This window comes from Carnobacterium sp. FSL W8-0810, from assembly GCF_038007125.1.
Classification (GTDB): Bacteria; Bacillota; Bacilli; order Lactobacillales; family Carnobacteriaceae; genus Carnobacterium_B; species Carnobacterium_B inhibens.
The window spans coordinates 185,658-211,828 of record NZ_JBBOWO010000001.1; the positions used below are offsets into that span (position 1 = coordinate 185,658).

Annotated in this window: 26 protein-coding genes and 1 other RNA gene; 2 read left to right on the forward strand and 25 right to left on the reverse strand. The window is 35.2% G+C overall.

What is annotated here, in order from left to right; genetic code table 11:
• Window positions 1-5: 5 nt before the first annotated feature.
• From NST49_RS00980 to NST49_RS01005, 6 genes are all read right to left on the reverse strand, one after another.
• Complete coding sequence (locus NST49_RS00980) at window positions 6-416, reverse strand: hypothetical protein (RefSeq protein ID WP_341046556.1); 411 nt, start codon at window positions 414-416, stop codon at window positions 6-8.
• Between the two features lie 55 nt (window positions 417-471).
• Entirely contained in the window at window positions 472-747 is a 276-nt protein-coding gene (locus tag NST49_RS00985) for a hypothetical protein (protein ID WP_341046558.1), read from the reverse strand.
• Entirely contained in the window at window positions 719-994 is a 276-nt protein-coding gene (locus NST49_RS00990) for a hypothetical protein (protein ID WP_341046560.1), read from the reverse strand. Before NST49_RS00990 ends, NST49_RS00985 begins: the two co-directional genes overlap by 29 nt.
• A 17-nt stretch (window positions 995-1,011) precedes the next feature.
• The gene (locus NST49_RS00995) at window positions 1,012-2,178 is read right to left on the reverse strand and encodes a hypothetical protein (protein WP_341046562.1); all 1,167 of its coding nucleotides are present in this window, start codon (window positions 2,176-2,178) and stop codon (window positions 1,012-1,014) included.
• Window positions 2,179-2,444: 266 nt separating this feature from the next.
• Window positions 2,445-2,663: a hypothetical protein gene (locus NST49_RS01000; RefSeq protein WP_341046564.1), complete on the reverse strand. Its 219-nt coding sequence runs from the start codon at window positions 2,661-2,663 to the stop codon at window positions 2,445-2,447.
• 234 nt (window positions 2,664-2,897) lie between these two features.
• A complete protein-coding gene (locus NST49_RS01005) occupies window positions 2,898-3,188 on the reverse strand; it encodes a hypothetical protein (RefSeq protein WP_341046567.1) in 291 nt (96 codons plus the stop codon).
• 166 nt (window positions 3,189-3,354) lie between these two features.
• Between NST49_RS01005 and NST49_RS01010 the strand changes: the two genes are divergently transcribed.
• Window positions 3,355-4,092, forward strand: coding sequence for an SHOCT domain-containing protein (locus tag NST49_RS01010; protein WP_341046570.1), 738 nt, complete (start codon window positions 3,355-3,357; stop codon window positions 4,090-4,092).
• A 583-nt stretch (window positions 4,093-4,675) separates the two neighbouring features.
• On the opposite strand, the gene NST49_RS01015 is transcribed toward NST49_RS01010, so the two are convergent.
• Complete coding sequence (locus tag NST49_RS01015; RefSeq protein WP_341046572.1) at window positions 4,676-5,800, reverse strand: tyrosine-type recombinase/integrase; 1,125 nt, start codon at window positions 5,798-5,800, stop codon at window positions 4,676-4,678.
• 12 nt (window positions 5,801-5,812) lie between these two features.
• Window positions 5,813-6,179, reverse strand: a transfer-messenger RNA (tmRNA) gene (gene ssrA, locus NST49_RS01020).
• A gap of 230 nt (window positions 6,180-6,409) precedes the next feature.
• Between ssrA and NST49_RS01025 the strand changes: the two genes are divergently transcribed.
• Window positions 6,410-7,003: a hypothetical protein gene (locus NST49_RS01025; RefSeq protein ID WP_341046575.1), complete on the forward strand. Its 594-nt coding sequence runs from the start codon at window positions 6,410-6,412 to the stop codon at window positions 7,001-7,003.
• A gap of 192 nt (window positions 7,004-7,195) precedes the next feature.
• Here NST49_RS01025 and argF read toward each other — a convergent pair whose 3' ends face one another.
• The 17 genes from argF to NST49_RS01110 all read right to left on the reverse strand — a co-directional run bounded on the left by argF (window position 7,196) and on the right by NST49_RS01110 (window position 26,126).
• Window positions 7,196-8,149 (reverse strand): ornithine carbamoyltransferase, encoded by a 954-nt coding sequence (argF, locus tag NST49_RS01030; protein WP_341046576.1) that lies wholly within the window; start codon window positions 8,147-8,149, stop codon window positions 7,196-7,198.
• Window positions 8,150-8,174: 25 nt separating this feature from the next.
• Window positions 8,175-9,377, reverse strand: a complete 1,203-nt coding sequence (locus NST49_RS01035; protein WP_341046577.1) for an acetylornithine transaminase — start codon at window positions 9,375-9,377, stop codon at window positions 8,175-8,177.
• On the reverse strand, window positions 9,370-10,173 hold the full coding sequence (argB, locus tag NST49_RS01040) for an acetylglutamate kinase (protein WP_341046579.1): 804 nt from the start codon (window positions 10,171-10,173) through the stop codon (window positions 9,370-9,372). The genes NST49_RS01035 and argB overlap by 8 nt, the downstream gene beginning before the upstream one ends.
• A 9-nt stretch (window positions 10,174-10,182) precedes the next feature.
• On the reverse strand, window positions 10,183-11,418 hold the full coding sequence (gene argJ, locus NST49_RS01045; RefSeq protein WP_341046581.1) for a bifunctional glutamate N-acetyltransferase/amino-acid acetyltransferase ArgJ: 1,236 nt from the start codon (window positions 11,416-11,418) through the stop codon (window positions 10,183-10,185).
• A gap of 19 nt (window positions 11,419-11,437) precedes the next feature.
• Window positions 11,438-12,472 (reverse strand): N-acetyl-gamma-glutamyl-phosphate reductase, encoded by a 1,035-nt coding sequence (argC, locus tag NST49_RS01050; protein WP_341046582.1) that lies wholly within the window; start codon window positions 12,470-12,472, stop codon window positions 11,438-11,440.
• Between the two features lie 342 nt (window positions 12,473-12,814).
• Window positions 12,815-13,597, reverse strand: a complete 783-nt coding sequence (locus tag NST49_RS01055; protein ID WP_187948897.1) for a Cof-type HAD-IIB family hydrolase — start codon at window positions 13,595-13,597, stop codon at window positions 12,815-12,817.
• 32 nt (window positions 13,598-13,629) lie between these two features.
• Window positions 13,630-14,310 (reverse strand): histidine phosphatase family protein, encoded by a 681-nt coding sequence (locus NST49_RS01060; protein ID WP_035021463.1) that lies wholly within the window; start codon window positions 14,308-14,310, stop codon window positions 13,630-13,632.
• A 129-nt stretch (window positions 14,311-14,439) separates the two neighbouring features.
• Window positions 14,440-16,434: a fructose-1,6-bisphosphatase gene (locus NST49_RS01065; RefSeq protein ID WP_341046590.1), complete on the reverse strand. Its 1,995-nt coding sequence runs from the start codon at window positions 16,432-16,434 to the stop codon at window positions 14,440-14,442.
• Between the two features lie 167 nt (window positions 16,435-16,601).
• Complete coding sequence (locus NST49_RS01070) at window positions 16,602-17,075, reverse strand: glutathione peroxidase (RefSeq protein ID WP_341046592.1); 474 nt, start codon at window positions 17,073-17,075, stop codon at window positions 16,602-16,604.
• A 112-nt stretch (window positions 17,076-17,187) separates the two neighbouring features.
• A complete protein-coding gene (smpB, locus tag NST49_RS01075) occupies window positions 17,188-17,646 on the reverse strand; it encodes an SsrA-binding protein SmpB (protein ID WP_034538225.1) in 459 nt (152 codons plus the stop codon).
• A 32-nt stretch (window positions 17,647-17,678) separates the two neighbouring features.
• Window positions 17,679-20,045 carry a ribonuclease R gene (gene rnr / locus NST49_RS01080; RefSeq protein WP_187948900.1) on the reverse strand — a complete coding sequence of 789 codons (2,367 nt, stop codon included), beginning with the start codon at window positions 20,043-20,045 and terminating at the stop codon, window positions 17,679-17,681.
• 3 nt (window positions 20,046-20,048) lie between these two features.
• On the reverse strand, window positions 20,049-20,801 hold the full coding sequence (locus NST49_RS01085) for an alpha/beta hydrolase (protein WP_341046600.1): 753 nt from the start codon (window positions 20,799-20,801) through the stop codon (window positions 20,049-20,051).
• A 178-nt stretch (window positions 20,802-20,979) separates the two neighbouring features.
• Window positions 20,980-21,216 (reverse strand): preprotein translocase subunit SecG, encoded by a 237-nt coding sequence (secG, locus tag NST49_RS01090; RefSeq protein ID WP_034538220.1) that lies wholly within the window; start codon window positions 21,214-21,216, stop codon window positions 20,980-20,982.
• Between the two features lie 105 nt (window positions 21,217-21,321).
• Window positions 21,322-22,563: a DUF1015 domain-containing protein gene (locus NST49_RS01095; protein WP_341046602.1), complete on the reverse strand. Its 1,242-nt coding sequence runs from the start codon at window positions 22,561-22,563 to the stop codon at window positions 21,322-21,324.
• An 11-nt stretch (window positions 22,564-22,574) separates the two neighbouring features.
• Window positions 22,575-23,756 carry a 3-phosphoglycerate dehydrogenase family protein gene (locus NST49_RS01100; RefSeq protein ID WP_187948902.1) on the reverse strand — a complete coding sequence of 394 codons (1,182 nt, stop codon included), beginning with the start codon at window positions 23,754-23,756 and terminating at the stop codon, window positions 22,575-22,577.
• A 1-nt stretch (window position 23,757) separates the two neighbouring features.
• Complete coding sequence (serC, locus tag NST49_RS01105) at window positions 23,758-24,837, reverse strand: 3-phosphoserine/phosphohydroxythreonine transaminase (protein ID WP_187948903.1); 1,080 nt, start codon at window positions 24,835-24,837, stop codon at window positions 23,758-23,760.
• Window positions 24,838-25,628: 791 nt separating this feature from the next.
• Complete coding sequence (locus tag NST49_RS01110; RefSeq protein ID WP_034538215.1) at window positions 25,629-26,126, reverse strand: mannose/fructose/sorbose PTS transporter subunit IIB; 498 nt, start codon at window positions 26,124-26,126, stop codon at window positions 25,629-25,631.
• Window positions 26,127-26,171: the final 45 nt, after the last annotated feature.

The window sequence follows — 26,171 nt, forward strand, 5'->3', positions numbered from 1 at the left end:
CCTTCTTAAATTAAGTCATCTTCAAAATCTTCTTCAACTTCTACTTTAATAACTTCTACTGGTGCTGGTGCTTCATCTGTTTTTATCACAATCTGATCGATAGCTTTACTCAACTTCAACAAGTCAGCTACTGCCAAACGGTCTCCGGAAAGTGCCTTTTCTTTTACCTTGCCGTAAATTTCCATAATGTCTTTGCCTACTTGTTGCTGTAAAATTAAAGCTTCAATGCGCTGGAACTCTGCTGAACGTTCAAATTTATTGAATGTTCCCATAGTTGTTCTTCCTGTAGCTTTCATTAGTTGCGCCTCTGTTTCTACTTTTGACCCAAAAAATCTTAAATGGGGGTATTTGAAAAATACGAACTCTCTTTTGAATGGGGGTAAATCCTTAATAGCTTTATTTAGTTTATCTGTCATTTTTATAACTTCCTTTTCTAATTGTTTTATTTTTTTATTGTCGGGATCGAATCGTTTATCTGTTTAACCAGAACCAAAGTTCTTCTTGTTCTGCCTGTTCAACTCTTATTTGTATTTGTACGTCTCTTACTTGGTCTTTTACTCTAGGATTGTCCTTTAAACAACTTTCAAGCTTCAACTCAAAAGCTTCTTTCAACATTTCATCTTTAGTTGTTAGCCCTATCTTTATTGCTTGCCTTGTAAAGTAAGCAAAAGGATGAACTTTTGTTATAAACTCGAATAGACTAATAGAATTTTTTACCCTACTGTCCTGCACCTCTACAAATTTCATCATCTAACCCCCTTGTAGGAAGGTCGTAACCGTCAAAACGCTGTCTAAACTCTTCAATCATAGCGTTAAAGTTTCCGCTTTTATCTTTTGTGATGATATAACTTAATTTGTAATCAATTAAATCTTTCAAGTTTTTATCTTTAGTAGTTCTATATATATAATATTCATTCCACTTGAATGGATAACCAAAACCAACTTTGGTCAAATTATTGAAAACTTCTTCGCTCATATTTTCATTTTTGTGCATGCTAAATAAACCCCTTTCTAGGCTTCTAAAAATTTGTGTCCGTAATGTTTTTCCAGTTCTTGAATTCTCTTTACATATAAATGATTGAAGTATAAGGCATAGTAATCACGCTGACTATCGCTAAAGTTTTCTAATTTTGGTTTAAAAGCGCCTGCGCCAAACTTTTCTATAGCTTCAATATTTGTTTTTGGTTTAAAAAACTTTGATTCTTTATTTTTTGCTTCTTTTGTTGTATGTTCAAATCTATGTTTAGCAAAACTATTTTTATTTTCTTTAATATAATTTAAAGAATCTTCTTTGTACTGCTCTATTGCTTCTTTTGCATACTTTTCTAAGTATTTAATTGTAGCTTTTTTGGTAGCTTTTAAAATTACAGCGTACGTTTTATAAACATTCTTCAAGCCTAAAACATTACCTTTATCATCTGTAACTTTTTCTAGTTGTATGCTGTAATTTTCTAAAAACAATTTAACTTTTTCAGTTTTTTTATGGTTAGCTATATGCCATTCGTTTGTAATGCCATATTGTTCCATTAATTTTTTACGTAACTTCAAAACTCTTTTGTGCGTTTCGGGTGTAAGCTGTATTTTTTCACCGTTATAGCCCCAAAATACTGGATAAAATTCAATGATTTTAGCTTTACTCATGCGGTTTAGTGTACTTGCAAGTTCTCCTTGAAGCTTCAAAACCATTTCTACGTAGTCAATTAGAACTCGCTCTTCACCTGTTTTAATAATTTTGTTTTCCTTTAATTCCAGCAAGTGACGCTCTTTTATTTCTTCATTAAATCGTGACTTTAGTAAGTCATGTGCTTGTGGTGTGATTAAGTTAAAATCAAGCAACCAATCGTTTAAAGTTTGGTCTGCTTTACTTTCTTTTTCTTGTTCCAAAATTGAAACAACTACAATATCCATATTTTTAGTGTATGCCTTGCTCCAATCACCATTGGAAACTCTACTGTCTTTGCGTTCTTTTGCTTCTTCTAATTTCCCACTGACTTTATAAGCGATTGAACGCCCAACCTTAACCTTCTCAACAACCGAATAATGTTGTTCTAGTGTCTTGATTAATGCATCTTCAATTTTCTTGTTTGTAAACTTTTTATATTTTTTAAAATGTCCCTTTTGTTCTTCTGTCCCATACAATTCTACTGCTTCTGCTTTTGTAAAAATCTTCTCTGTCATTTTTAAATTTCTCCTCTTTTTCCGTATGTATACGGTATTTTCTAAGGTAAACCAAATCACTCGTAATAAACCCCTAAATATATTAAGAGTGAATTGGTTTACCTTAGAAATTTCACTCTTATTTAAAGACCTTACTTTTGACACCAACTGGTAGGCATTGCTAAAGCAAAGCCAACCACCTGCACGCAAAAGTAACAAAACGTGCGATAGCTTTGTTGAATCTTTTAACTAGTTCAATGCGCCTTTGCTTCTTTTGGCGCAACCTATCAAATATCGTGTAGCGATTTTTGATAGGTTGGTGTAAAAGAAGGGTTTTGTTTGTACTCTTTCAAAACTTTATCCAACTGATCGTTACGCTTATACATCCAAAATTGGTGGTTTCCGTTTGAAATAGCAAAACCTGTAGCAATATATTTTATTCCAGCCCGTTCTAAGTGTTTGAATTGATTAAAGCTGTAACTAAAATAATAACCTTCATTATTCATATTTATTTCCCCTTTTCTCTTGTTGTTGCTGTTACTTGTTTTCATAAATGTTTTCATTTTTATCCAAACTAAAATAAGCTAAAGCCCTGTTGTCCTACTTGGACGGCTTCAACTCATTTTAAGTTGGATGAAAGTTATATACTAACTGCTACTTAACTTATACATATTATAACATAATGTAAGCCTTTTCTCAAGTTCTCTCACACGGTCTATATATCAAGGTTTGTAAGGTGGTTACAATGGTTTTTCTGGTTTTGTAAAATTTTCTAGATACTTTTTAGTAATGGCATTCTTTGAATCTAATCTCGCTTGTTCATTTGAAAATACTGATATTAGTTCTGGTCTTTTTAATGCTTCTCTTTTTCCATTTTTTTCTCTTAAAGGTTGTATATATAAAATATACCGTCCATTTTGTTCATCTTCTTCTTCAATAAAATTAAAGAAAACATCTTGTTCTGGTTTTTTATTTCTTTTTACTTCTTCTATATATCTTCCTATGTTCCCTTCGTCCTCGTGTAAACTCATTAAGTTTATCCTCCTATATATTATTTTAATTACTCCTAGATTATAACAGTTGTTTTATGATAACGCTTTATTGTTTATAAAATTTTTGAAATTTTAACAACACCTCTAAATAATTAATAGTGTATAATAACATTAGTTAAAAAAATTACTATTGGAGGTTTTAACAATGATATATCTTGTTTTAATAATGTTAGGTTCATTATTTATTCTTTTTATTCTAGCAGCTATCCAAACCGCAGAAGATAATAAGTTAGCAGAATCATTAGAAAAAGCTGTATATGAGTACGATATCGAAAAAACTTTAAGTCATACTCAACCTGATAAAAATGTGTATGTTTTAGACAAAGAAAATGAAGAAATAACATACTTGGTTTATAATAATTTAATTAATACATATTCACCTACATCATACTTATTTGAAGATATCATAGAAGTTTCGTTGATTGTCGATGGTGAAACAATCACTAATACCTCTCGCGGTAGCCAAATTGGTGGTGCATTAGTTGGAGGTGTTTTAGCAGGTGGTGCAGGGGCTGTAATTGGAGGGCTTTCTGGAAAAACCACATCTAAAGAATCTATTTCTAAAATAAGTTTAAAAATATTAATGAGCAATAACGAAAAGACTATTAAAACAATAACTTTTCTAGATGTTAAAAAACCTATTTTAAAAAATTCAAGTATTTTTAAAAACGCTTTTGATAAAGCTAACGAGTGGGAAGGACAACTAAAAGTCATTTTACATGAAGGCAAAAAATCTAAAGATGAGAATGTAGTTTCTAATAATAATAATAAAATTAATTCAAATATTGCCGACGAAATTAAAAAACTACATACTCTAGTTGAAGATGGCATCCTTACTAATGAAGAGTTTGCTCTACAAAAAGAAAAAATATTGTCTAAGTAACTTTTAATTTGCTAGGGCTATTACTAAAAATAGGTAGTCTAACCCTAATGAAGAGTTAAAAGCTAAAATATAGTATAGCCCAAACCACTAATTACGCACCATTCTGCCCGTGCAACCTTTTTATTCACTTTGAGGTTGTCTGTGGTGTCAAAGCTTTAAAAACACACCTCCTACTTGTTTAAAGCAGGCTTGTAGAAAAAGAAGGAAAGTAGCACCTAATCAGAATGCCACCCTAGCCGTTAAAGGTCGCTATCACCTGTTACTATCGGCATAACTAACCGCTCAACTATACAAAACTAGCATTAGGGAGTTAAGTACCCCGTTTATACTGCTTTAGGTAGCCTAGTATTAAATGCCTAAAACAGTTTTGAAACAAAAAAGCTACAAACAACTAGTAGTTTAAACTTAACTAGTGCCTGTAGCTTCCAATGGTTGAAAGTACATCCCTTTTAACATATAATAATAAGGAAAGCATTAGTATGTTGTCGCATACTGTTGCATGTGCCTATTGGATAGTTTCCAGCTATTCAATAGGTTTTTTTGTTTGCGTATTTAGTTTTGTAGTTGTTGCGGATCGAATCATTTATAAGTCTCTTAATTCCTCTACCAACGCATTTTCTTCAATATCTAAGTATTTATGTGTGACACTCAAACTTGAATGTCCTAAAGCCCTGCTTATCGTTGCTACACTCACATCTTTATTTAGTAGATTGGTAGCGTATGCTCGTCTCAATGAATGCGGGTTAATGTTCTTGATACCTAATTCATTGCTTATTGTGTGAAGTCTTTTTTGAATCACATTTGAGTTACTTTTTTGGTTAATTGTGTCACCTAGTCGATTGATAAAAATAAAGTCATTTACTTTTTTGTAGTTCTTTCTTATTTGATTACTAGTTTTTATCAAAGACTGAATTAATTGTGAAGTCTGCCTATCAATTGGTAGTGTTAGTTTTCTTCTGTTCTTCATAATTTCCGCTGGCAAGTTTAAAACTAAGCGATTAAAGTCAATGTGTTCTTCCCTTAGTTGTGCCATGGTCGAATTACGAATACCCGTTTTATAAATCAACATCACTGCAACTGCGTCTCTTAAGTCAAAAAAGCTTGTTAAATCTAATGAATCAAGCAAAACTTGAATGTCATCATCTTTTGACGCCTTCTTTGTTGGTTCATCTATTTTTATTCGAATAGTTCCCCAAAACTTAACGGGCATGTATCCTCTGTCATAGAACCTCGATAAAACAGCTTTTAAAGCCTTTAATCGAATGTTCTTAGTAGTTTCAGCTACCTGCATTAGTGCCAGCCAATCGTATATATCACTTGCTGTAATTTGGTCTATCGTCTCAACATCTGCAAAGTCAAAGAATGAATCAAACCATCTTAAATAGTCTATGATTGTTCTTTCTCGCTTATTTTCAATTTCAAGCTGTCTTATAATTAGGCTTCTTGCTTTTGTGACAGAAATGTGACAATTTGTTTCTGGCGGTATTTTCCTCTCGTATTTTGAATTGTGATTGTTAGTTTTTAAGAGTTGTATGTTATCTGGGAGTGAATCATTTTTATATATATTTGTGATATTTAACTCCTCCTTTACACTTTTCGAGGTATCAATTATTAGAAATTGATTAAAAAGGTTCGAGGTAGTTCGAGGTTGTTTTCTTATTTTAAACAACAAAAAAAGAGCAACAAACACTGACTTAACAGCATTCATTACTCTTTCATTTTATGGAAGCGAGGGGAGTCGAACCCCTGTCCAAATATATCGGCACCTAGACGTCTACGTTCATAGTTGTGCAATTAAGGTTTCGCGCAGTACTAGCCACACAACAGGCATCATACGTTGCTAGTCTGATGATCTCTTCTAAAACTTACAGACGGAAAGGTTTAGCGTATCCCACTGATTATAGGACCCTTGCTCGAGCACATGGGCGATGCCGAGAGGATCTACACTAAGCTGTTATTACGCAGCTAAAGCGTAAGAGTTATTATTGTTTTTAGCAGTTATATTTAACTGTAACGTTTTAGCGTAGCCGTAACCTACGAAACGCGATCCAAGCTCGACCTATACCTGTCGATTCCGTAACGCTCCCTAAGTGGGATGTGTCTACAGAAGGATGATCGTTTTTAGTTCATTAATCATCTTAGTTAACTCTCTAAGAGTAGTATAACACAATTTAACAAAAAAGAAAATACGTTCGCTTTGTGTGCTGTCATAGGGCTTATCTTTGACAAACTATTCTTCATACTTTAGTGTTAAGAGGCTAAATGAACGTTGGTTGGCTTACATATTTTTAGCTATTAACCTATTTGGAGGAGTATTATGACTAACAATAATCATCTTGATTTCAAAAAATTACTTAAGATTTTCTTGATAACAGCAGGTCTCACCTTTTTATTTTTCATCTGTCTTGCCATCTATTTTACAGTTACAGATTCTGAGGATGAAACCGATTCTGAACCGGCTACTTCAGAATCCTCAGCAACTTCACAATCTAGTGAAACTGTAGCAGGATTATCTGAAGGAGACACCACTTACCAAGAAGCCTTTAACGACTATGAAAAATCTTATGTCTATTACATCAATATGTTTGGTACTCAATTAAGTAATTACGAAAGTGGAGAAACGACAAAAGAAGAATTGGCAACAACTAGCACAGAGTTCAAACAAATTCTGAATCAATTCTTGACTACCACTTCTGAAACGACTGCTGAACAATTTAGTGAAAGTAAAGAACTTGCTGTATCTAGTGCATCTGACACGATTTCAGCTTTAGAAGGCTTAGAAACGATCATACAAACCGAGAATACCTCAAACTATGAAATTACAACAGAAAATATGCAAAAAGGAATCAATAAATTTAATCAAAGCCAAGAAAAATTTATGGATACTGTTAAAACACTTACTAACGAATAAGTTTCTATACCGTTTTGCAATACCCTTTTAATGTGCTTGCCTAAAGTAAAATGCCAAATGAATGAATAACCGCTTTATTTATTCAAGAGGCTATTGGAGCTGCTTTTAGCCAATTAAGTATCTAATTAATCAATCTATTCTTATATACAGTAAAGCTGACAGGAAGTTTGTTTCCTGTCAGCTTTTTAAAATTTATGTATCTGCCATTAATCTTTTCAATACTGCTTTTTGGGCATGCAATCGATTTTCTGCTTCATCAAAGACAACTGAATGGCTTCCATCAATCACTTCTGTCGTTACTTCCTCCCCACGATGTGCTGGCAGACAATGCAAGAAAATGAAATCTCCTTTTGCATATTGGATAAGGTCTACATTTACTTGGTAATCCTGAAAAATGGATAAGCGTTTATTTGCCTCTTCCTCCATTCCCATACTTGTCCATACATCAGTGACCACGATATCAGCTTCTTTGATTGCTTCAATCGGATCATTAGTAAACTGAATATTCGCTCCGGTATGCTCACCCTTCTTTTTAGCCTTTTGAAAAATTTCCTCTAAGGGTTCGTATCCTATTGGGCTTGCGATATGCATATTCATACCCATAATTGCAGACCCTTCCATCAAGGAGTGAGTCATGTTGTTGTTTCCATCTCCAATATAAGCTAATTTCAGCCCTTTCAACTTTCCTTTTTTCTCATAAATCGTCATCAGATCCGCAAGAACTTGCATCGGGTGATGTTCATTCGTTAACCCATTTATGATTGGCACAGATGCATGTTCAGCAAATTCTTCAATAATTTCATGTCCAAAAGTACGAATCATCAATCCATCTACATAACGTGAAAGAACTTTAGATGTGTCCGCAATACTTTCGCCTCTTCCTAACTGGATATCTTTAGAACTTAAAAATAACGCATGCCCGCCTAGTTGAGTCATTCCTACTTCAAATGATACACGCGTTCGTGTAGAAGATTTTTCAAAAATCATCCCTAACGTTTTCCCATGTAAATAAGGATGTGGAATCCCAGCCTTGGTTTGTTCTTTCATAACGATTGCTTCTTCGATCAGTGATAGAATTTCTTGTTCTGTTAAGTCTGCTACTTGTAAAATATTTTTTGTGTTTGATTTCCTCTTGTTTTCTATCAAAATAAATTCACTCCTCACTTTCTATTCAATTTATTGGTTTATTTTCTCTTTGAATTTCTATTAAGACCAGTTCTAATTTTTGAATAAAATATTCGATTTCTCTAGACGTAACCGTTAACGGTGGCAAAATACGCAAAACAGAGTCCCCAGCTGTCAAGGTCAAAACGTTATGCTGTTGTAACATCGTCACTAGTTTTCTTGCTTCCACACTTACTTCTATCCCAATCAGAAAACCAATACCTTTTACTTTAGTAATGACACTGTACTGATCAGCTAATTGATTTAATTGTTCTTTGAAATCAGCTGCCTTTTGTTTCACTTCTTCCATAAAACTTGGCATAGTCATTTCAGTTAATGTGGCTAAGCCGGCTGTAGCAACTAATGGATTTCCGCCGAATGTTGTGCCATGTGTTCCTGGAGTAAATGATGCTGCAACAGTACCTTTTGCCAGCATTGCACCAATTGGAAAGCCAGAGCCTAATCCTTTTGCAAGTGTCATCACATCAGGTTCGATCTCATAGTGTTCATAAGCAAATAATTCCCCAGTTCTTCCCATACCTGTTTGTACTTCGTCAACTATCAAAAGAATATCGTTAGCTTTACAGATAGCTTGTAATGAATGCAGCCAGTCTTTTTGTGCAGGGTTGACTCCTCCTTCGCCTTGTACCAGCTCCAATAGTACTGCTGCCGTTTTACCGTCATGGATCTTTTCTAAATCAGAGTCTTTATTAAATGCCAAAAATCTTACATCAGACATTAAAGGATCATATCCAACCTGAATTTTTTCTTGTCCCGTCACAGACATCGTGGCGTAGGTTCTTCCGTGGAAGGACTGTTTGAATGAGACTACAGCTGTTCGTTCTGGGTGTCCTTGGTCTTTTGCATACTTACGAGCGATTTTTAAAGCAGCTTCATTTGCTTCTGCTCCACTATTACAAAAAAAGACTTGATCAAATAGTGACTGCTGGATAAGTGCTTCAGCCAGCTTTGTCTGAGCAGGAATCTCATATAAATTGGAACAATGCCAGAGAAGTTCTAGTTGTTGATGGACTTTTTGACTAACTTGTTCAGGTACATGCCCAAGACTACAAGTAGCAATACCCGAGGTAAAATCTAAATAAGCTTCATTTTTATCATTCCATACATAGCTCCCTTTTCCTTTAACAATTGTAATTGGAAAACGTGCATAGGTAGCCATCAATGCTGGTTGTTTCTCTTCTTTAGCCATACATCACTTCCTCCTTATAGACAAATTTTGTTCCTACTTCATTTCCTTTTAAATAGCTTGCGATGTCTTCGGGTTTCAAACCATTCAAAATAACAGCTTGATTCATCTGATTAGATAGACTTCCAAGTGCTGAACGAACCTTTGGAATCATCCCATCAGTGATGACTGCCTCTTCGATCAGCTTTTCGGCTTCTTGTTTTGTTAAGGAAGGATGCACTTTTAAAATTCCTTGTTCTCGCTCCATGACTCCTGGAACATCACTAATAAAAGCAAGTTTTCCACCTAAGGCTTTTGCTATTGCAGAAGCTGCCATATCTCCATTAATGTTGTAGTGTTGTCCTTTTTCATCCATTCCGATAGGTGAAATAACGGGGATGATATTGTTTTCGAGTAAATTCATTAAAAAAGCGGTGTTTACTTCAGTAACTTCCCCCACAAATCCAATATCTTCGGTTGCCTGGATAGGTCTTACCTTTAATAATCCATGGTCAATGCCGCTTATACCAATAGCTTGCAAGTGTTGGATCTGACATTGAGTAACGATTTCGTTATTGATTGATCCGCTTAATACCATTTCTACTACGGCTAATACTTCTTGTGTGGTCACACGTAATCCATTGACAAATCTAGTCGGAATAGCTAGTTTTTCTAATAATTGATTGATCATTGGACCTCCACCATGGACAATTATCGGATAGCATTTTTTTGTTTGTTGCAACTGGGCTATTATTTGATAAAAAGACGCTGGTAATTGATCTTGTATACTTCCGCCAATTTTCATGATCAAGATATCCATGTTTTCACCTCACGTCCGATAAGATGAATTGATCCGAATGTAATCATAAGTTAAATCGCATCCCCATGCTGTCGCTGAGCAGTTGCCTTGCTGCAAATCGATCGTCAGCTTTAATTCATCCTTTACCAATATAAGCATAACGGCTTCTTCATCAAATGGAACGCCCATTCCATTTGCAACAACCGGTATATGACCAAATGCCACTTTTATTCGTTCTGGCTCTATTTTTTGCTTGCTGTATCCTATCGCTGAGATGATTCTGCCCCAATTGGCATCCGATCCATACATAGCGGTTTTTACTAAGTTTGAAGAAATAACCGTTTTAGCAACTGCTCGAGCAGCCTCAATCGTTGTCGCTCCTACAACTTCCACTTCGATTAATTTAGTAGCACCTTCTCCGTCACGAGCGATCGATTTAGCCAGCGTTTTACACACGTAGTGAAAACCTTGTAAGAATTTAGTCCATTGTGGGTGCTCTTGCGTTAAGATTTGATTATTTTGGGTTCCATTTGCTAAAGCAAGGACCATATCATTTGTACTCGAATCTCCATCAACAGTAATCATATTAAACGTTTGGTCTGTAGTTGATTTTAATGCTTGTTCCAAACTTTTACTGTCAACAACAGCATCAGTTGTGATAAAACTAAGCATCGTGGCCATGTTGGGATGAATCATACCGGAGCCTTTTGCAGCTCCACCGATCGTGATTTTCTTTCCATCAATTTCCATTTCAATGGCTAAGTGTTTTGTCTCAATGTCTGTCGTTAAGATAGCTCGTTCGAAGTTCTCTGCTTTTTGGCAAAGTGGATCGTTCAAATATTGGATTCCTTTCTCGATAGGAGCAAAAGGTAATGGAACACCTATGATTCCTGTAGACGCAATCGCTACCAGATGGGCTTCAATTCCTTTTTCTTTAGCTACGAGTTCAGCTGTTGCTTGAGCTTTTTTTATCCCGTCTTCACCTGTGCACGAATTAGCATTGCCAGAATTCACGACTATTGTTTGAATTTTTTGCGCTGTATCTACATGCTTCTTTGTCAATTTAAGTGGCGCAGCCTGAAAACTATTCAAGGTATAAACACCAGCAGCTGCTGCAGGAACAATTGAATGGATCCAGCCAAAATCAAGAGCAGCTTTTCGCAGACCTGTATGTACACCTCCAGCGGTAAATCCTTTTGGAGAGGTTACATGACCATCCTCTAATAGTTGAAATGATTGTATGGATTGTTTGATATCGGTTAACATAGTTTATCTCCTCACTTTTTTAAGGGTATATTGGACTGAATTCTAATCCTTCTTGAATGGGCCAGTCATTCATTAAATTCATATTTTGAATGGCTTGTCCTGCTGCTCCTTTGATCAAGTTGTCTATGGCTGTAACGATAATGACTTGATCAGAACGTTCATCTACATGAATACCTATATCGACATAATTGCTTCCGATAACTTGTTTTGTTTGTGGCATTGATCCAATAGGATGTAGACGGACAAAAGGATCATTGGTATAAAAATCTTTGTAGAGTTGCCAAATGTCTTTGGTAGTCGTTGGTTGTGTTATAGGAACATACATGGTGCATATCAATCCTCTAGTCATTGGTACTAAGTGAGTTGCTAACGTTACCGTTACCTCTTTGCTCGCCTCTTTTGACAGGTAGTACTCGATTTCAGGTGTATGTTGATGCTTGCCAAATTTATAGGGGACAAGTGAATCATTCATTTCAGAAAAATGAGTCATTCGTGAAAGCGTCCGGCCTGCCCCTGATGTCCCACTTTTTGCATCAATAATGATTCCTTTTTTTGATCTTAATCCTGTTTTGATGATTGGGATCAACCCCATCAAAGCAGCAGTGGAGTAACAACCGGGATTAGAAATAAAAGTTGCCTGTCTAATTTCATCTTTGTAAATTTCTGCTAAGCCAAAAACAGCTTTTTCTTGTATGTCACTTGCAACAGCTTCTTTTCCATACCATTCTTCATAGTCTTTTTTTAATAACCTGAAATCTCCGCTTAGATCAATACACTGCAGGGATGTTTCTAGAACCTCTGGAACCAGTGATTTGCTGATTCCTGCCGGTGTAGCGAAAAACAAGATGTCTACTGATTTTTCAAGGTATGAAAGGTCGTATTCCGTTAACGGTCTCTCTATAACTTTAGTTAAATGGGGATAAATATCGCTTAACCGTCCTCCATGATGAGAATGGGAAACAATTTCAGTAACTTCGACTCTTGGGTGATTTTTCAACAAGCGAATAAGTTCTAACGCACCATAGCCTGTTGCGCCAACAATTCCGACTTTCATCAATTATTAACCTTCTTTCACGTAATTTTAATTATTCCCATTATAACAAACAGAAATTTTTATGCAACAAAAAAGAATAAAATATTTATTTTATGCATTTATTAATTGTTTTGTGTATATAAATTGTATAATTAATGTATAAAATTTCGAAAAAAAGGAGGCCAGGACAAAAGTCCTAGCCTCCTTTTTTTATACGAATATTCATTCTAAAACGTGCTCCAAAAAGCAAACCCGACGTCCACTTCGCGAACAATGCTCGATGGTCGATGACCATACTGCGCTTATTCGTTCCAGTGATTCGGGTCTAAACGCTTTTTGTCTCACTCTCCTTTTTGAATAAACTTATTTAATTAAATCGTAAAATTCTAATCCTTCAACAATTCCGCCTTCAATATGGCTAGAAGTAATGTAATCTGCTGTATTTTTTACAAGATCTATTCCATTTGCCATTGCTACACTGTAATCAGCATGAGTCAACATTTCTAAATCATTCGGACCATCTCCGAATGCATACGTAGGAACGGTATCAAAATTCATCAATTTAACCAATTCTTGTATACCTGTAGCTTTTGAATTGCCTTTCGTAATAACATCTATACTGTAAGGTGTATTTCTGTAAAATGACAATTCAGGAAACAGCTCTCTAAGTTGATCATCAATAGCCGTATCCATTGTTAGAATCAATGCCATCAGCACTTCTTCATTTAAATGAATTTCTGCATCAACAGGTGGTCTTTTAGAATGAATAAAATTATACGCACTCTCAACTTCTTCTGAAGTATGTGTCACTCGAATTTTATCACTTGTATAAAAAGCAACAGCTAGACCACGCTCATCAGCTGCCTGTTTCAAGCGAATCAACAACTCTTGCGGCATTTGACTGCGGTAGATTTCCTTGCCTTCATACATAATGTATTGACCATTCAACGTGATAAAAGACTCAATGGGTGTTGTATCGAGTACATGTTGAATTTCAAGTGGACTTCTTCCTGTTGCAATAAATGGAACTCCACCGTTTTCTTTCAACTTTTCTAAAGCAACAGTTACTTCTTGATCTACTTCAGATTTATTGTTTAACAATGTTCCGTCTAAATCGAAAAAAACTAACGTTTTTGGCAGTACCATATTGATCTCCTTTTTGTAAATCTAATATTTATTTAGTTTTCTAAATTTTTAAAGTGTCCCACTTCGTTATAGGCTTCTAAATGGTATCTTCCGTTGTAGTATTTAACCACTGAAACACTTGCATTTAATAAAGGTTGTGGGTTTTCAAGTTCTGGAACCAAGTTATTCAGTAAGTAACGAATTGTATTTCCATGCGCTACGATCATAACTTTATCACCTGTATCACGGTGTTTATCGATTAACTTAAGCAATCCTTGTTCGACCCTTAACCAAAATGTTAAAAAGTCTTCAGCGTCATGATATGGATCTGCTTCTTTAAAAGCATTCATCTGCTCAGGGATAGACGTTTCAGCCCACATCTCAGCTACACTTGAGTAACCCATTAACTCATTCACTTTTCCCCATGTTTCATCTACATCATTTCCTTCAAAAGAACCAAAGAAAACTTCTCGAAACTCCGGCATAGGATGCAGCGTCATTTCTTTTCCTTTTTTATTTTCTTCCAAAATAATGGTTGCCGTTTCAATCGTACGACTCAAGTCAGTTGTATAAGCAGCATCGAATGCTACATCTGCTAATCCTCTTCCACTGCTGCGGACATCTTCTCGTCCTTCAGGTGTTAAAGGTGTGTTAGACCACCCTTGCATTCTTCTATAATGATTAAAATATGTTTGCCCATGACGGACAAAATAAAAAGTGCATCCTTCTTCCATAAAAAATCTCCTCCAGTACACTATTGGTAACTATTCTTTTCTTATCCTTCTTAATTGTACCAAAAAAGCCGAGGGATATTGTAACTATCCGTTTAGTTTTACGTAAACATTCTGTTAACCCATTGGTCATTACTTAAGAACAGTATAATTTTGTCTAGTTTTTTCAATAATGTCCCCATTACGGTAAGCAGCCAATAGTGCATTCAAATCGCTTACTTGCTTAGTCAATTCTTTGCCGACATCGGTTTCTCTTACTTTTTTCCGATCTAGTTCTCGGTCGATAACTCTTCTTGTAGACATGATATCTATTTCGTTTTCAATTGCCTCACTGACAGAAGTAAACGGTTGGTGTGACACTAAAACCATTCCATACGAATTGTATAAAAGTGTATACCCTGCTAAACCAGTGGTACCTTGGTAAGCTTTTGAGAATCCACCGTCGATTACAATGATACGTCCATTTGCTTTAATTGGATCTTCTCCACGCTTTTCTTTCACTGGTGTATGCCCATTGATGATGTGACCTTTAAGAGGATCTAATCCAAATTCGTTCAGAATTTTTTCACATGTTTTTTCATCATTTCGCATCTTGTAATACGCATTTTTCTTTTCTTCATGTGTAGCTTTATCGGCAACATAATACCGTTCGAAGGTCGTCATCTGGTCTTTTCCAAAAAGAGAAGAGACTGGTCCCGTCCATAGATACCAAACATAATCTAAATACTTTTCATTATCTTTATGTTCTTTATTTAAATACCCTTTTCGCAAAACTTCTTCAAATTTATCCAACAACTTTCTGCCGGCATACTGTTCTCCTTGAATCTCCATACCCATAAATTCTCCATCTTCAGTCAATGGCATACAGCCATGGAACAATAAATTATCATTATAGGTCAGATACATACTGCCTTTGCTATATAAGTAAGCAATATGTTTTTGAAGCCGCTCGCAGTTTTTAAAAGCTGTAACCAGTTTTTCAACTACTAGTTCTTCTTCTGGTGTTAAGGTATAAGGGTCAGCTGGATCAATCGTTGGAAAATTTGTATTTAATAAAGGATACTCTGTACCTTTGATTGTAATAGTTCCTTTTTCGTAATCGATATCGCTTAACAACAAGCGGTGATCTAATTGGAACTCAGAGTGACGCTTGATAATTTCTCCTTCAAGTTTAAATTGAATCACTGAGATTGCTTGATGCATTTTTGTGATTTGGCGGATTTCATCTTCAAAATAATCTTCTTTATTGGGGTCTATTTTAGGATAAAAACAACTGTTCAAGTCTTCTGGATAAGTCATTTCGGCAAATGTAAGCAATTGGCGTAATGAAATGCCATAAGCATCTTCAATAATTTCTAAATTATCATAGCGAGCACTGATCCGTAGAACATTTGCAATACAAACCGCTGATCCACTTGCCGCTCCCATCCACAAAATATCGTGATTGCCCCATTGAACATCAACCGAATGGTGTTCTATCAAGGTATCAATGATTTTATCTGGGTAAGGGCCTCTATCATAAATATCACCGACTACATGGAGCTGATCTACTACAAGACGTTGAATAAGATAAGAAATAGCTGTAATAAACTCAGACCCTCTATCTAATAAAATAATACTGCCAATAATTTCACTATAATAATCTTCTTTGTTAGTATAGCCATTTCCGTCTTTGGATAACAATTCTTCAATGATATAAGCAAATTCATTGGGCAAAGCCTTACGGACTTTTGATCGCGTGTACTTGGAAGCTACGAATACACATAATTCAATCAAACGTGACAACGTCAACCTATACCATTCATCTACTTCTTCTTGATCTTCGAATTCACTACAGACTAAACGAATTTTATTTTCTGGATAATAGATTAATGTTGCTAAGCTGTTCATTTCTTTTTGACTTAAACGATTATGAAAAATTTCTTTGATTTTCTCTTTTATATTGCCTGATCCATTTCTTAGCACATGTTGAAAAGCTTCATATTCTCCATGAACATCGCTAACAAAATGCTCTGTACCTTTAGGCAAATTCATAATCGCTTCTAAGTTAATAATTTCAGTAGTTGTGTCTCCAATAGTAGGATATTCTTTAGCTAATAAATTTAAGTACTTTTTAGTTAAGTCCATGACTCTCACCCCTTTATAATGTGTACCAAATCATTATATCATTTTTTTGCTTTGTGCATTCTTTTTAGTTCTAAGGCCTTTCCTTTAGAGTTATCACATTTTTTAATAGAGCTATAAAGTAATAAAAGGGCCTAAGACAGTTTGTCTAAGACCCATTTAGTATTTGGTTAGCCATTTGCTACTGCATCGGCTATATCTGTTTCCATTTTTTCAGGTTGAGTTGTTGAACCAAATCGTTTGATGATTTCTCCGTCTCGACCAATCAAGAATTTTGTGAAATTCCATTTGATTTTTTTATTACCCGTTTCTGAAGTCAAGTATTGATAAAGAGGAGCTGCCTTTTTTCCATTTAATAATATTTTTTCGTGTAGTTGAAAGGACACGCCAAAATTTTTCTGACAAAAGCTAGCAATTTCCTCTCCTTCACGAGGCTCTTGATTCATGAACTGGTTTGAAGGAAAACCCAATACAACTAGTCCTTGATCTTTATACGTTTGATACAATTTTTCCAAACTTTCTAATTGAGGAGCCAGCCCACATTCCGTTGCTGTATTCACAATTACTAAAACTTTTCCTTTGTATTTTGATAGTGAAACTTCTTCCCCACCAATTTCATTCACCGTATAATCATAAACAGACATGAGTAGTCCTTCTTTCACTTCTAATTTTTAAAAGCCATTCATTTCTTAGACTCACTTTATATTACTTACTTTATCAAAGTCAACAGTAAAGACTTTGATAAAGCAGCATTTATTATCTTGATCTTAAGGCACGATCTAACTCGCGTTTTTGATCTTTTCGTTTCAAATCTTCACGCTTATCGTATTTTTTCTTCCCTTTAGCTAACCCAATCAATACTTTTGCATAACCATCTTTTAAATAAACTTTTAATGGAATCAATGTGTTTCCGCTAGATTTTGTTTCTCCTAGCAAACGCATGATTTGTTTTTTATGCATCAATAATTTTCTCGTTCTTAATGGATCATGATTAAACTGATTTCCTTGTTCATAAGGACTGATATGAACATTGTGTAAATAAATCTCACCATTCTGAATCTTAGCATAGCCGTCTTTTAAGTTGATTCGACCTGCTCTAATAGACTTGATCTCTGTTCCTTGCAATACTACCCCAGCTTCTACTGTATCTAATATTGAAAAATCATAGCTTGCTTTTCTATTTTGTGCAAGTACTTTACCTGAACCTTTTGGCATTTATAATAGCCTCCTAACGCATTCAAACTTCGTTATTTTTTCTTTTTAGGTTTCTTCTTTTTCGCTACATCTTTGTAAAAAGGTTTGCTTTTCTTTTTATCTTTTTCTTTTGATTTCGGTTTGTAAGCAGAAAAACTATCTCTTGACCCGTTTTCTTTCCCGCGTCTTTGACTATTTCCACGACCTCTGCCTTGTGTTGAACGTTTTGGTCCATCATATTTAGGCGCATCTGGATCTGGGACTAATTCAAAGTCGATCTCACGTGTTTCAGGATCTGCTTTTGTTATTTTCACTTTAACTTTTTGACCGATGCGATAAACCACACCAGTTCGTTCTCCTACAAGCATCATTTGTTCTTCGATGTAGTTGAAATAATCGTCTTTCATATTTGAAATATGAACCAGACCTTCAACCGTATTCGGCAATTCAACGAATATACCAAATTTCAAGACTGAACCAATGATTCCTTCATAGATTTCGCCAACTTTATCAGCCATATACTCTGTTTTCTTCAATGCATCTGTTTCTCTCTCAGCATCAACAGCACGACGTTCTGCTTTTGACGTTTCGACTGCAATATCCGGTAAACGATTTGCCCATTTTTCTTTTTGAGCAGAACCCGTTCCGTTTTCTCCATAAGAACGGATCAAACGATGTAAAATCAAATCTGGATAACGGCGAATCGGAGAAGTGAAGTGAGAATAAAATTCTGCACCTAACCCAAAATGACCTAATGGCTCTACATCATATTTGGCTTGCTTCATACTTCTTAACATCATTGTCGAAACAACTTGTTCTTCGGGTTTTCCTTTTACGCTGTTCACTACTTTTTGCAAAGTCTTAGGTGAAACATCCTGACTGGTACCCTTTATCGTGATTCCAAATGCTGTAACAAACTCCATGAATTTTTGCATGCGGTCACTATCAGGTTGTTCATGGACACGATAAATTAAAGGAACTTCCATTCTAGTAAAATGTTCAGATACTGTTTCATTAGCAGCCAACATAAAAGACTCAATCAATCGTTCCCCTACGCCGCGTTCTCTTAATACGATATCTAATGGTTTGCCTTCAGGATCAACGATAATTTTTGCTTCTTTTGTATCAAAATCAATAGCACCACGAGACTTGCGTTTTTTCTCAAGTGTATGATGCAATGTTTCCATTAATTCAAACATGTCTACTAAATCACTGTATTCTTCACGTGTTACTGGATTTTTATCTGTCACTATTTGATTGACTTCTGTATAAGTCATTCGTTTCGTTGTTTTGATCACACTTTGGAAGATTTCATGTCCCACGATTTCTCCTTCAGGTGTAATTTCCATTTCACAACTCATAGCTAGACGGTCTACATTAGGATTTAAAGAACAAATCCCGTTAGACAAACGTTGCGGAATCATTGGTATCACTCGATCTGTCAGATACACACTCGTTCCTCTTTCAAATGCTTCAGCATCTAAAGGACTATTTTCGGTTACATAGTAGGAAACATCTGCAATATGAACACCAAGATGGTAATTTCCATTATCTAATCGTTTCAATCCAACTGCATCATCTAAGTCTTTTGCATCTTCTCCATCTATCGTTACCAAAACTTCATTTCTTAAATCACGGCGTCCCGAAAAATCCGCTTCACTAATTTTCTCCGGAACTTCATCCGCTTGTTGTAATGCTTCTTTTGAAAATTCAGTTGGAATACCATGTTTGTATACAATCGTTAAAATATCGATTCCTGGATCATTTATATGTCCTACGACTTTTTTAACTAACCCTTGCATACTTCTAGGAAATTCGTCATCTGGATACAAAGTAATCTCAACAACAACAATGGATCCGTCAACTGGTTTGATGCCCTCTGCTTCAATGAAGACTCTAAAATCCGTTATTTTTTTATCTTGAGGGTCAATGTATCCATACAAACCTGTTTCTTCGATTCCTTCTTCACTGTAAGCATAAAATTCACCCACTAATTGAGTAAAATTGCGTTCCACAATCGCTTTTATTTTTCCTTCTGCACCTTTATCTGACCACGGTTCCGCAGGTTTAATAATATCGACTGTAACTTTATCTCCATCTAATGCATAGTTGGTCATATTAGGCGGAATATAGATATCTTTGTCTTCATCCTCAATTGCTACAAATCCAAATCCTCGATCACTAGCTCTGAAAATACCTGTTAAGACAGGATCATTGCTTGGTAGTTTAAAATGACCTTTTTTATTTAAAAATAGTTTGCCCTCTCGTTCCATTTCAGCTAATGAACTGACAAGAATTTTAAAATCTGCGGCACTAGTCATACCCATTCCTTCACTAATATCGCTGACTTGAAATGAAACTTTCTTTTGTTCGTTCATAAAAACTAAAATAGCTTCTTTTAGTGTTTTTTTGTCATTCATTTTTTATCCTCCATTCCAATCTAACTGTTTTAAAAAGCTGCTGACATCTGTTTGCAACGCTTTACGATCTACACCCACGGTTACAGCATGTTTACTGTCTTCATACCAATGAAAATCTACCACAGGAGCTTGTTTCAATGACTCTTTAAAAGCTATAGAAAGCTCCGGGTTGATCATTTCGTCTTGACCAGCTTGCGCGATAAAAACTGGTTTCTTTATCTCACTGTACTGATTTCCCATTGATTTGGTTAATTCGTTTAATTCAGTTAATTGATTTGTTAATTTACGTTCTACTTCTGGCATTCGGTCATTTATCTCTAGTTCCGAATAACCTGCTTTCTTTTTCATTATTCGTACTAATGTTAAAAATGCTTCTTTAACATTATTTTCACTGTGAAAGTTTACAACTGGTGAACAAAATGTTCCACCTGCCACTATCGGTTCACTATCAACCAGCATTTTTGTTGCGATTATGCCGCCTAAAGATAACCCAAAAACGGCTATTTCTTGATACCCTTTTTCTTTTAGGAAGTGGATAGCTTCTTTTGCATCTCTTACCCAATCTTTTGGAGATGCTGCTAAAATATCTTCGGGATCTTCTGTTCCGTGCCCTTTAAATAAAGGCGCATAGACCGTATAATTTTCCTTCTCTAAGGCTCTTGCCAACATTCGTACATCATTGGGTGTGCTGGAATACGCATGCATCAAGATTACTGCTTGAGGACCCTTTTCAAAAAAAAATGAGTGTATTGCCATTTCTACTCCTCGTTTCTTGTAAGTCTTTATTCTACTATTTTACTGTAAATCTTCATTTTTTCATACTCAAACACTATAAACGACTTTTTTAAAAAAATTACCCTATTTAGTCTGGATAAAAATATTTTTTTTAGAAAAAAAAGCTACCTGAAGTTTTCAGGTAGCTTCACTAAGTTCATTAATGAATTGCTATATAAGCAAGAGCAAGTGCCAACGCAAAGAATAATATTCCGAGTACTACTGTAGCACGTTGCAATACAGCTTCAAATCCACGTGCTTTTTGTTTCCCAAATAACTGTTCAGCCCCGCCAGTAAATGCACTAGCAGCATTGTTTGTTTTTGTAGGTTGCATAGCGACTACAATAATAAGTAAAACTGAAATAATTAGTTCAGCAATTAAAAGTGTATCGTACAATTTCATTGCCCTCCTGTCTACCGTTTCTTCTACCCCTAACTCTAACATAAAAAATAGTAAATTACTAGAAAATAAAGAAGTTCTTCCCTAATGATTTGCTACTATTTAGTTACTTTCAAGATCATGGATAAATAAACCACTTAACAATTTCGGTTCAAACCAAGTTGATTTTGGAGGCAATACTTTTCCACTATCCGCAACTCGTATCAATTCGTCGATTTTTGTCGGATACATTGAAAAAGCTACTGTAAACTGTCCATTATCAACAGCCTCACTTAATGCTTCCATTCCTCTGATTCCACCAATAAAATCGATTCGTTTATCTGTTCGAATATCTTTGATATCGAATAATGGCGTCAAGACATATTCTTGTAAAAGCGAAACGTCCAGCCCTTTTACTGGGTCATCTGACATAAAATCTGGTTTTATCGTTAATTTGTACCATTCCTTTTTTAAGTACATTCCCATTGTTTTTGGCTGTACCGGTTTATAACTAGAAGATACTTTTTCAACATCAAATTTATTCGCTAACTTTTCTAAAAAATCTTCTGGAATCACTTCATTTACTACTCGATTATAATCTAAAATAGCCAATTGCGATTTTGGAAAAAGGACAGCTAAAAAGTAATTAAATTCTTCTTCAATTGATGTATTAGGAGAAGCTTCTTTTCTTTTTAAAGCTACTTTAACAGCTGATTCTGTTCGATGATGCCCATCAGCAATGTACAATTCTGTTACATTTTGTTCAAATAGTTGTCTTAACTGATCAATAATAATTGATTGATCAATTACCCATACTTTATGTTCAACAGAATGGAAACTAGAAAAATGATAAACAGGCGCATGGTCTGCTGCCCATTGTTCAATCAGTGTATTGACGGCTTCTTCATCCCGGTAAGTTAAAAATATTGGACTTGTATTCGCATCTGTTGCATCGACGTGCCGAATGCGGTCCAATTCTTTTTCTTCACGTGTAAATTCATGCTTTTTGATATTGTTTTCTAGATAATCTTCAATCGATGCACAGACTACTAGTCCCATCTGTGAACGTCCATTCATGGTCAATTGATACAGATAGAATTGTTCCTGCTGATCCTGTACCAGCCACTCTTTTTTTAAGAACTCTTTTAAATTGCTTACCGCTCTTAGATACACTTCTTCTGCATATGGAGAGCTTTCTTCAGCTAAATCTATTTCTGCTTTATCAATGTGTAAAAAAGATTTTTCATTCTGATCCCCTAGTATTCGTGCTTCTTGTGTGCTCAGTACATCATAAGGAAGAGAGGCTATGTCTCCGGCATGCGTTGGTTCTGGACGGATAGCTTTAAAAGGTTTGATTTTTACCATGATTTCTCCTCCTATTTTATACTCTCATTTTTTATTACTCGAACGCTTAAAATACCTGCGACACTTTTTATTCTATTCACGATATCCATTAATTTCTCTTCTGGAATAGATTCGATGTCAATTAATGTATAGGCATAATCTCCGCGGCTTTTATTCATAATATTCACGATATTTACACCATATTCAGCTAACCCAATAGACATCTGCGCTACCATATTGGTGATATTTCGATTAATAATTGCTAAACGAAGTGGAAAATTAAGAACCATCTCTACTGTCGGAAAATTGACAGAATGAACGATGTTTCCAGTTTCTAAGAAATACTTTAATGTCTTTGAAGCCATTTTGGCACAATTGATTTCCGCTTCTTCGGTTGAAGCGCCTAAATGAGGCAACACGACCACATTATCCATCTCAATCAAACGCTCATCAGCAAAATCGGTCAAATAGCTTTTTAGTTGTCCCTTTTTAAGAGCAGAAATAACTGCATCCAGATCTACTAATTCGCCGCGAGCAAAATTCAATAAAACGGCATCCTTTTTTATTAAAGCCAGCTTCTCAGCACTAATCATTGCTCGGGTTGAATCTAACAGAGGAACATGGACAGTTATATAGTCTGAAGTTGTCAGCACTTCTTCAATAGACAGTACCCGCTTTACCCTACTAGAGATACTCCAAGCCGTATCAACCGAAACATAAGGATCATAGCCAACCACGTCCATCCCTAAACGATAAGCATCGTTTGCTACCATTGCACCAATTGATCCTAAACCGATAACCCCTAATTGCTTGCCTGCTAGTTCACTTCCTACAAAGCGTTTTTTTTCTGCCTCTACTTTTTTATCTATATCTGGTCCTTCAAGTGTTTTTACCCACTCTACACCTTCAATTATTGGACGAACCGCTAATAACAGGCTAGCTAATACCAATTCTTTTACCGCATTTGCATTAGCTCCTGGTGTATTAAAAACAACGATGCCTTTTTCAGTGCACTCTTGTATAGGGATATTATTCGTACCGGCACCCGCACGTGCAATGGCCTTTAACTGACTTGAAAACTTCATATCATGAAGATTTTGACTTCTTAGCACTATCCCATCCGGATCATCCGTTTGATTTAATTGATAATTTTCTACATCAAATTTTTTTAGACCTTCTTCTGCTATTGCATTATACGTTTTAATAGTGTACATCTTATACTCCTCCTACGTTTGCTTCAAATTCTTTCATAAAAGCAACTAGCGCTTTTACACCTTCTAATGGAAAAGCATTATATAAACTAGCTCTCATTCCACCTACTGAGCGATGACCTTTTAAATTCATAAATCCTTTGCTTTCAGCTTGTATGATAAATAATTTGTCCAACTCTTCTTTTCCAGTCATAAATGGAATATTGGTCAAGGAACGTGACTCTGCAGCCACCGGAGAACGATACAATGCTGAGTTTTCAATAGCTTCATAAAGCAATTCAGCTTTTGTTCGATTAATTTTTTCTATCTCTGCAACACCGCCTAATTCTTTTACCCACTCAAACATCAATTTTGCAGCATAAATCGCAAAAGTCGGCGGCGTATTGTACATAGAACCATTATCTGCTTGAACTTTATAATCCAACATTGCAGGTAACTGATTCTTTTGCCCCATTAAATCCTCACGAATAATAACGACCGTCAAACCAGAAGGGCCAATATTTTTTTGAGCACCAGCATAAATTAATCCAAAATCAGAGACATTGTAACTGCTCGATAAAATATTAGAAGACATATCCGCAACTACAGGAACATTTATATTAGTTGGAATGTTCAAAAAAACCGTTCCTTCAATAGTATTATTCGTTGTTATGTGTAAATAGTCATATTCTTTATCAACTAAAGGAATAATAGGATTTTTAGTATAATGATTTTCTTTAGAACTAGCAATAACGTCTACCGTTAAGCCTTCCACTTTTTGAGCTTCTTCTATGGCTTTTTTAGACCAGCTTCCAGTATCCACATAGGCTACTTTAGTTTTCCCTAAATTTAATGGTACCATCGTAAATTGCAAACTCGCTCCACCTTGAAGAAATAATACTTTATAATTTGAAGGAATTTCCATTAATTCACGTAAAAGTGATTCTGCATCATTTATAATGGATTGAAATAAAGAGGAGCGGTGACTCAATTCCATTACCGACATACCACTACCTTGATAAGATAATAAATCTTTTTGAATGATTTTTAATACAGGCACCGGCATGATAGCTGGTCCTGCTGAAAAATTGAAAACTCGTTCCATTTTAATCCGCTCCTAATAATATATTGTAAAAGTTAATCCAATTTTAATTATACCAGTATTTTGTTATTTAAAAAGACAAATTTGATTTTTTTATAACTGAGCAAAAAAAAGAACGGTATAGGGACAACTTTACCCCTATACCGTTCTTTTATTTAATTATTTGACAAATTCTCTAAGATGAATGTTAATGGAAAGAATGGTATTATCTCTCAGATTTGATCCATTCAATTCGTATCCTATTCTAAATTGGTCGAACTAAATCGTATTGCGTCTACTCAAATGGAAAACGGTTCTGAGTTAACCGAATTATAGCTTATTGCGTCTATTCAAACGGTAAACGGTTCTGAGTTAATCGAATTATGGCTTATTATGCCTACTCAAACGAAAAGTGGTTCTGAGTTAATCGAATTATGGCTTATTGCGTCTACTAAAATGAAAAACGATTCTGAGTTAATCGAATTAAAGCTTATTGCGTCTACTCAAATAGTAAACGGTTCTGAGTTAGTCCAATCAAGGTTCAATACCCCAATTTAAATGAGATTCTGCGTTGAAAGCGACAATAGTTTCCCATCTCATTGTCAAATCAGTCCATTTTCGAAACAGTTGGGCCTCTTGCAACAAGACGGTATGATAAACTCGCAATAGTTTATCGTGCCTTTGTCTGTTTAGTGGCTATTTTCCTTTCGTCAAACTAGTATTAAAACATACTCTAATCTATCCACACTAAAAGTCATAGATCCATTTATCCAAAATGACTGCAATTAGAATAAACAAACCTATTTGACTAGAGGTTATATCATTTTTTCTTTTTTCAATAAATCCATCATATAAACTTTACTGTCCGCTGCTACTTTACGTATCTCTAACTCGATTCCTTGATTGCTTAAATACTTCAAGTCTTTTATATCTTGGTTATTCACTGCAACGGCATTTGTGATCATCTTTTTCCCCTCTGAAAAACTCATCCCACCAATATTGATGGATTTTAAGACTACTCCACCTTCAACTACTCTTCTAGCATCATAAGGATTAGTAAACAATAACATTGTTTTGAAACTATCAAATTTAGGGTCATTAAAAATGGCAATCATTTTATCAATCGTAATAACGTTTGTATGAACACCTGGAGGAGCAGCTTGTTTTAATAATGTTTTTCTTAACATATCTTTTGCGACTTCATCACTTACTACCAAAATTCGGTTTACTTTTGTTTCTTTTGCCCATACGGTTGCAACTTGACCGTGAATCAATCGATCATCAATACGAGCCAATCGAATTTCCATTGTCATGGTAAATCATTCTCCTTATCATAGGTTAAAATTATAAACAGCTTA

What these genes read in the sequence shown, in the direction of transcription:
- NST49_RS00980 (WP_341046556.1), bottom strand. Translation starts at nt 416, where the DNA reads ATGACAGATAAACTAAATAAAGCTATTAAGGATTTACCCCCATTCAAA.
- NST49_RS00985 (WP_341046558.1), bottom strand. Translation starts at nt 747, where the DNA reads ATGAAATTTGTAGAGGTGCAGGACAGTAGGGTAAAAAATTCTATTAGT.
- NST49_RS00990 (WP_341046560.1), bottom strand. Translation starts at nt 994, where the DNA reads ATGCACAAAAATGAAAATATGAGCGAAGAAGTTTTCAATAATTTGACC.
- NST49_RS00995 (WP_341046562.1), bottom strand. Translation starts at nt 2,178, where the DNA reads ATGACAGAGAAGATTTTTACAAAAGCAGAAGCAGTAGAATTGTATGGG.
- NST49_RS01000 (WP_341046564.1), bottom strand. Translation starts at nt 2,663, where the DNA reads ATGAATAATGAAGGTTATTATTTTAGTTACAGCTTTAATCAATTCAAA.
- NST49_RS01005 (WP_341046567.1), bottom strand. Translation starts at nt 3,188, where the DNA reads ATGAGTTTACACGAGGACGAAGGGAACATAGGAAGATATATAGAAGAA.
- NST49_RS01010 (WP_341046570.1), top strand. Translation starts at nt 3,355, where the DNA reads ATGATATATCTTGTTTTAATAATGTTAGGTTCATTATTTATTCTTTTT.
- NST49_RS01015 (WP_341046572.1), bottom strand. Translation starts at nt 5,800, where the DNA reads ATGAATGCTGTTAAGTCAGTGTTTGTTGCTCTTTTTTTGTTGTTTAAA.
- NST49_RS01025 (WP_341046575.1), top strand. Translation starts at nt 6,410, where the DNA reads ATGACTAACAATAATCATCTTGATTTCAAAAAATTACTTAAGATTTTC.
- NST49_RS01035 (WP_341046577.1), bottom strand. Translation starts at nt 9,377, where the DNA reads ATGGCTAAAGAAGAGAAACAACCAGCATTGATGGCTACCTATGCACGT.
- argB (WP_341046579.1), bottom strand. Translation starts at nt 10,173, where the DNA reads ATGGATATCTTGATCATGAAAATTGGCGGAAGTATACAAGATCAATTA.
- argJ (WP_341046581.1), bottom strand. Translation starts at nt 11,418, where the DNA reads ATGTTAACCGATATCAAACAATCCATACAATCATTTCAACTATTAGAG.
- argC (WP_341046582.1), bottom strand. Translation starts at nt 12,472, where the DNA reads ATGAAAGTCGGAATTGTTGGCGCAACAGGCTATGGTGCGTTAGAACTT.
- NST49_RS01055 (WP_187948897.1), bottom strand. Translation starts at nt 13,597, where the DNA reads ATGGTACTGCCAAAAACGTTAGTTTTTTTCGATTTAGACGGAACATTG.
- NST49_RS01060 (WP_035021463.1), bottom strand. Translation starts at nt 14,310, where the DNA reads ATGGAAGAAGGATGCACTTTTTATTTTGTCCGTCATGGGCAAACATAT.
- NST49_RS01065 (WP_341046590.1), bottom strand. Translation starts at nt 16,434, where the DNA reads ATGGACTTAACTAAAAAGTACTTAAATTTATTAGCTAAAGAATATCCT.
- NST49_RS01070 (WP_341046592.1), bottom strand. Translation starts at nt 17,075, where the DNA reads ATGTCTGTTTATGATTATACGGTGAATGAAATTGGTGGGGAAGAAGTT.
- smpB (WP_034538225.1), bottom strand. Translation starts at nt 17,646, where the DNA reads ATGCCAAAAGGTTCAGGTAAAGTACTTGCACAAAATAGAAAAGCAAGC.
- rnr (WP_187948900.1), bottom strand. Translation starts at nt 20,045, where the DNA reads ATGAATGACAAAAAAACACTAAAAGAAGCTATTTTAGTTTTTATGAAC.
- NST49_RS01085 (WP_341046600.1), bottom strand. Translation starts at nt 20,801, where the DNA reads ATGGCAATACACTCATTTTTTTTTGAAAAGGGTCCTCAAGCAGTAATC.
- NST49_RS01095 (WP_341046602.1), bottom strand. Translation starts at nt 22,563, where the DNA reads ATGGTAAAAATCAAACCTTTTAAAGCTATCCGTCCAGAACCAACGCAT.
- NST49_RS01100 (WP_187948902.1), bottom strand. Translation starts at nt 23,756, where the DNA reads ATGTACACTATTAAAACGTATAATGCAATAGCAGAAGAAGGTCTAAAA.
- serC (WP_187948903.1), bottom strand. Translation starts at nt 24,837, where the DNA reads ATGGAACGAGTTTTCAATTTTTCAGCAGGACCAGCTATCATGCCGGTG.
- NST49_RS01110 (WP_034538215.1), bottom strand. Translation starts at nt 26,126, where the DNA reads ATGACAATGGAAATTCGATTGGCTCGTATTGATGATCGATTGATTCAC.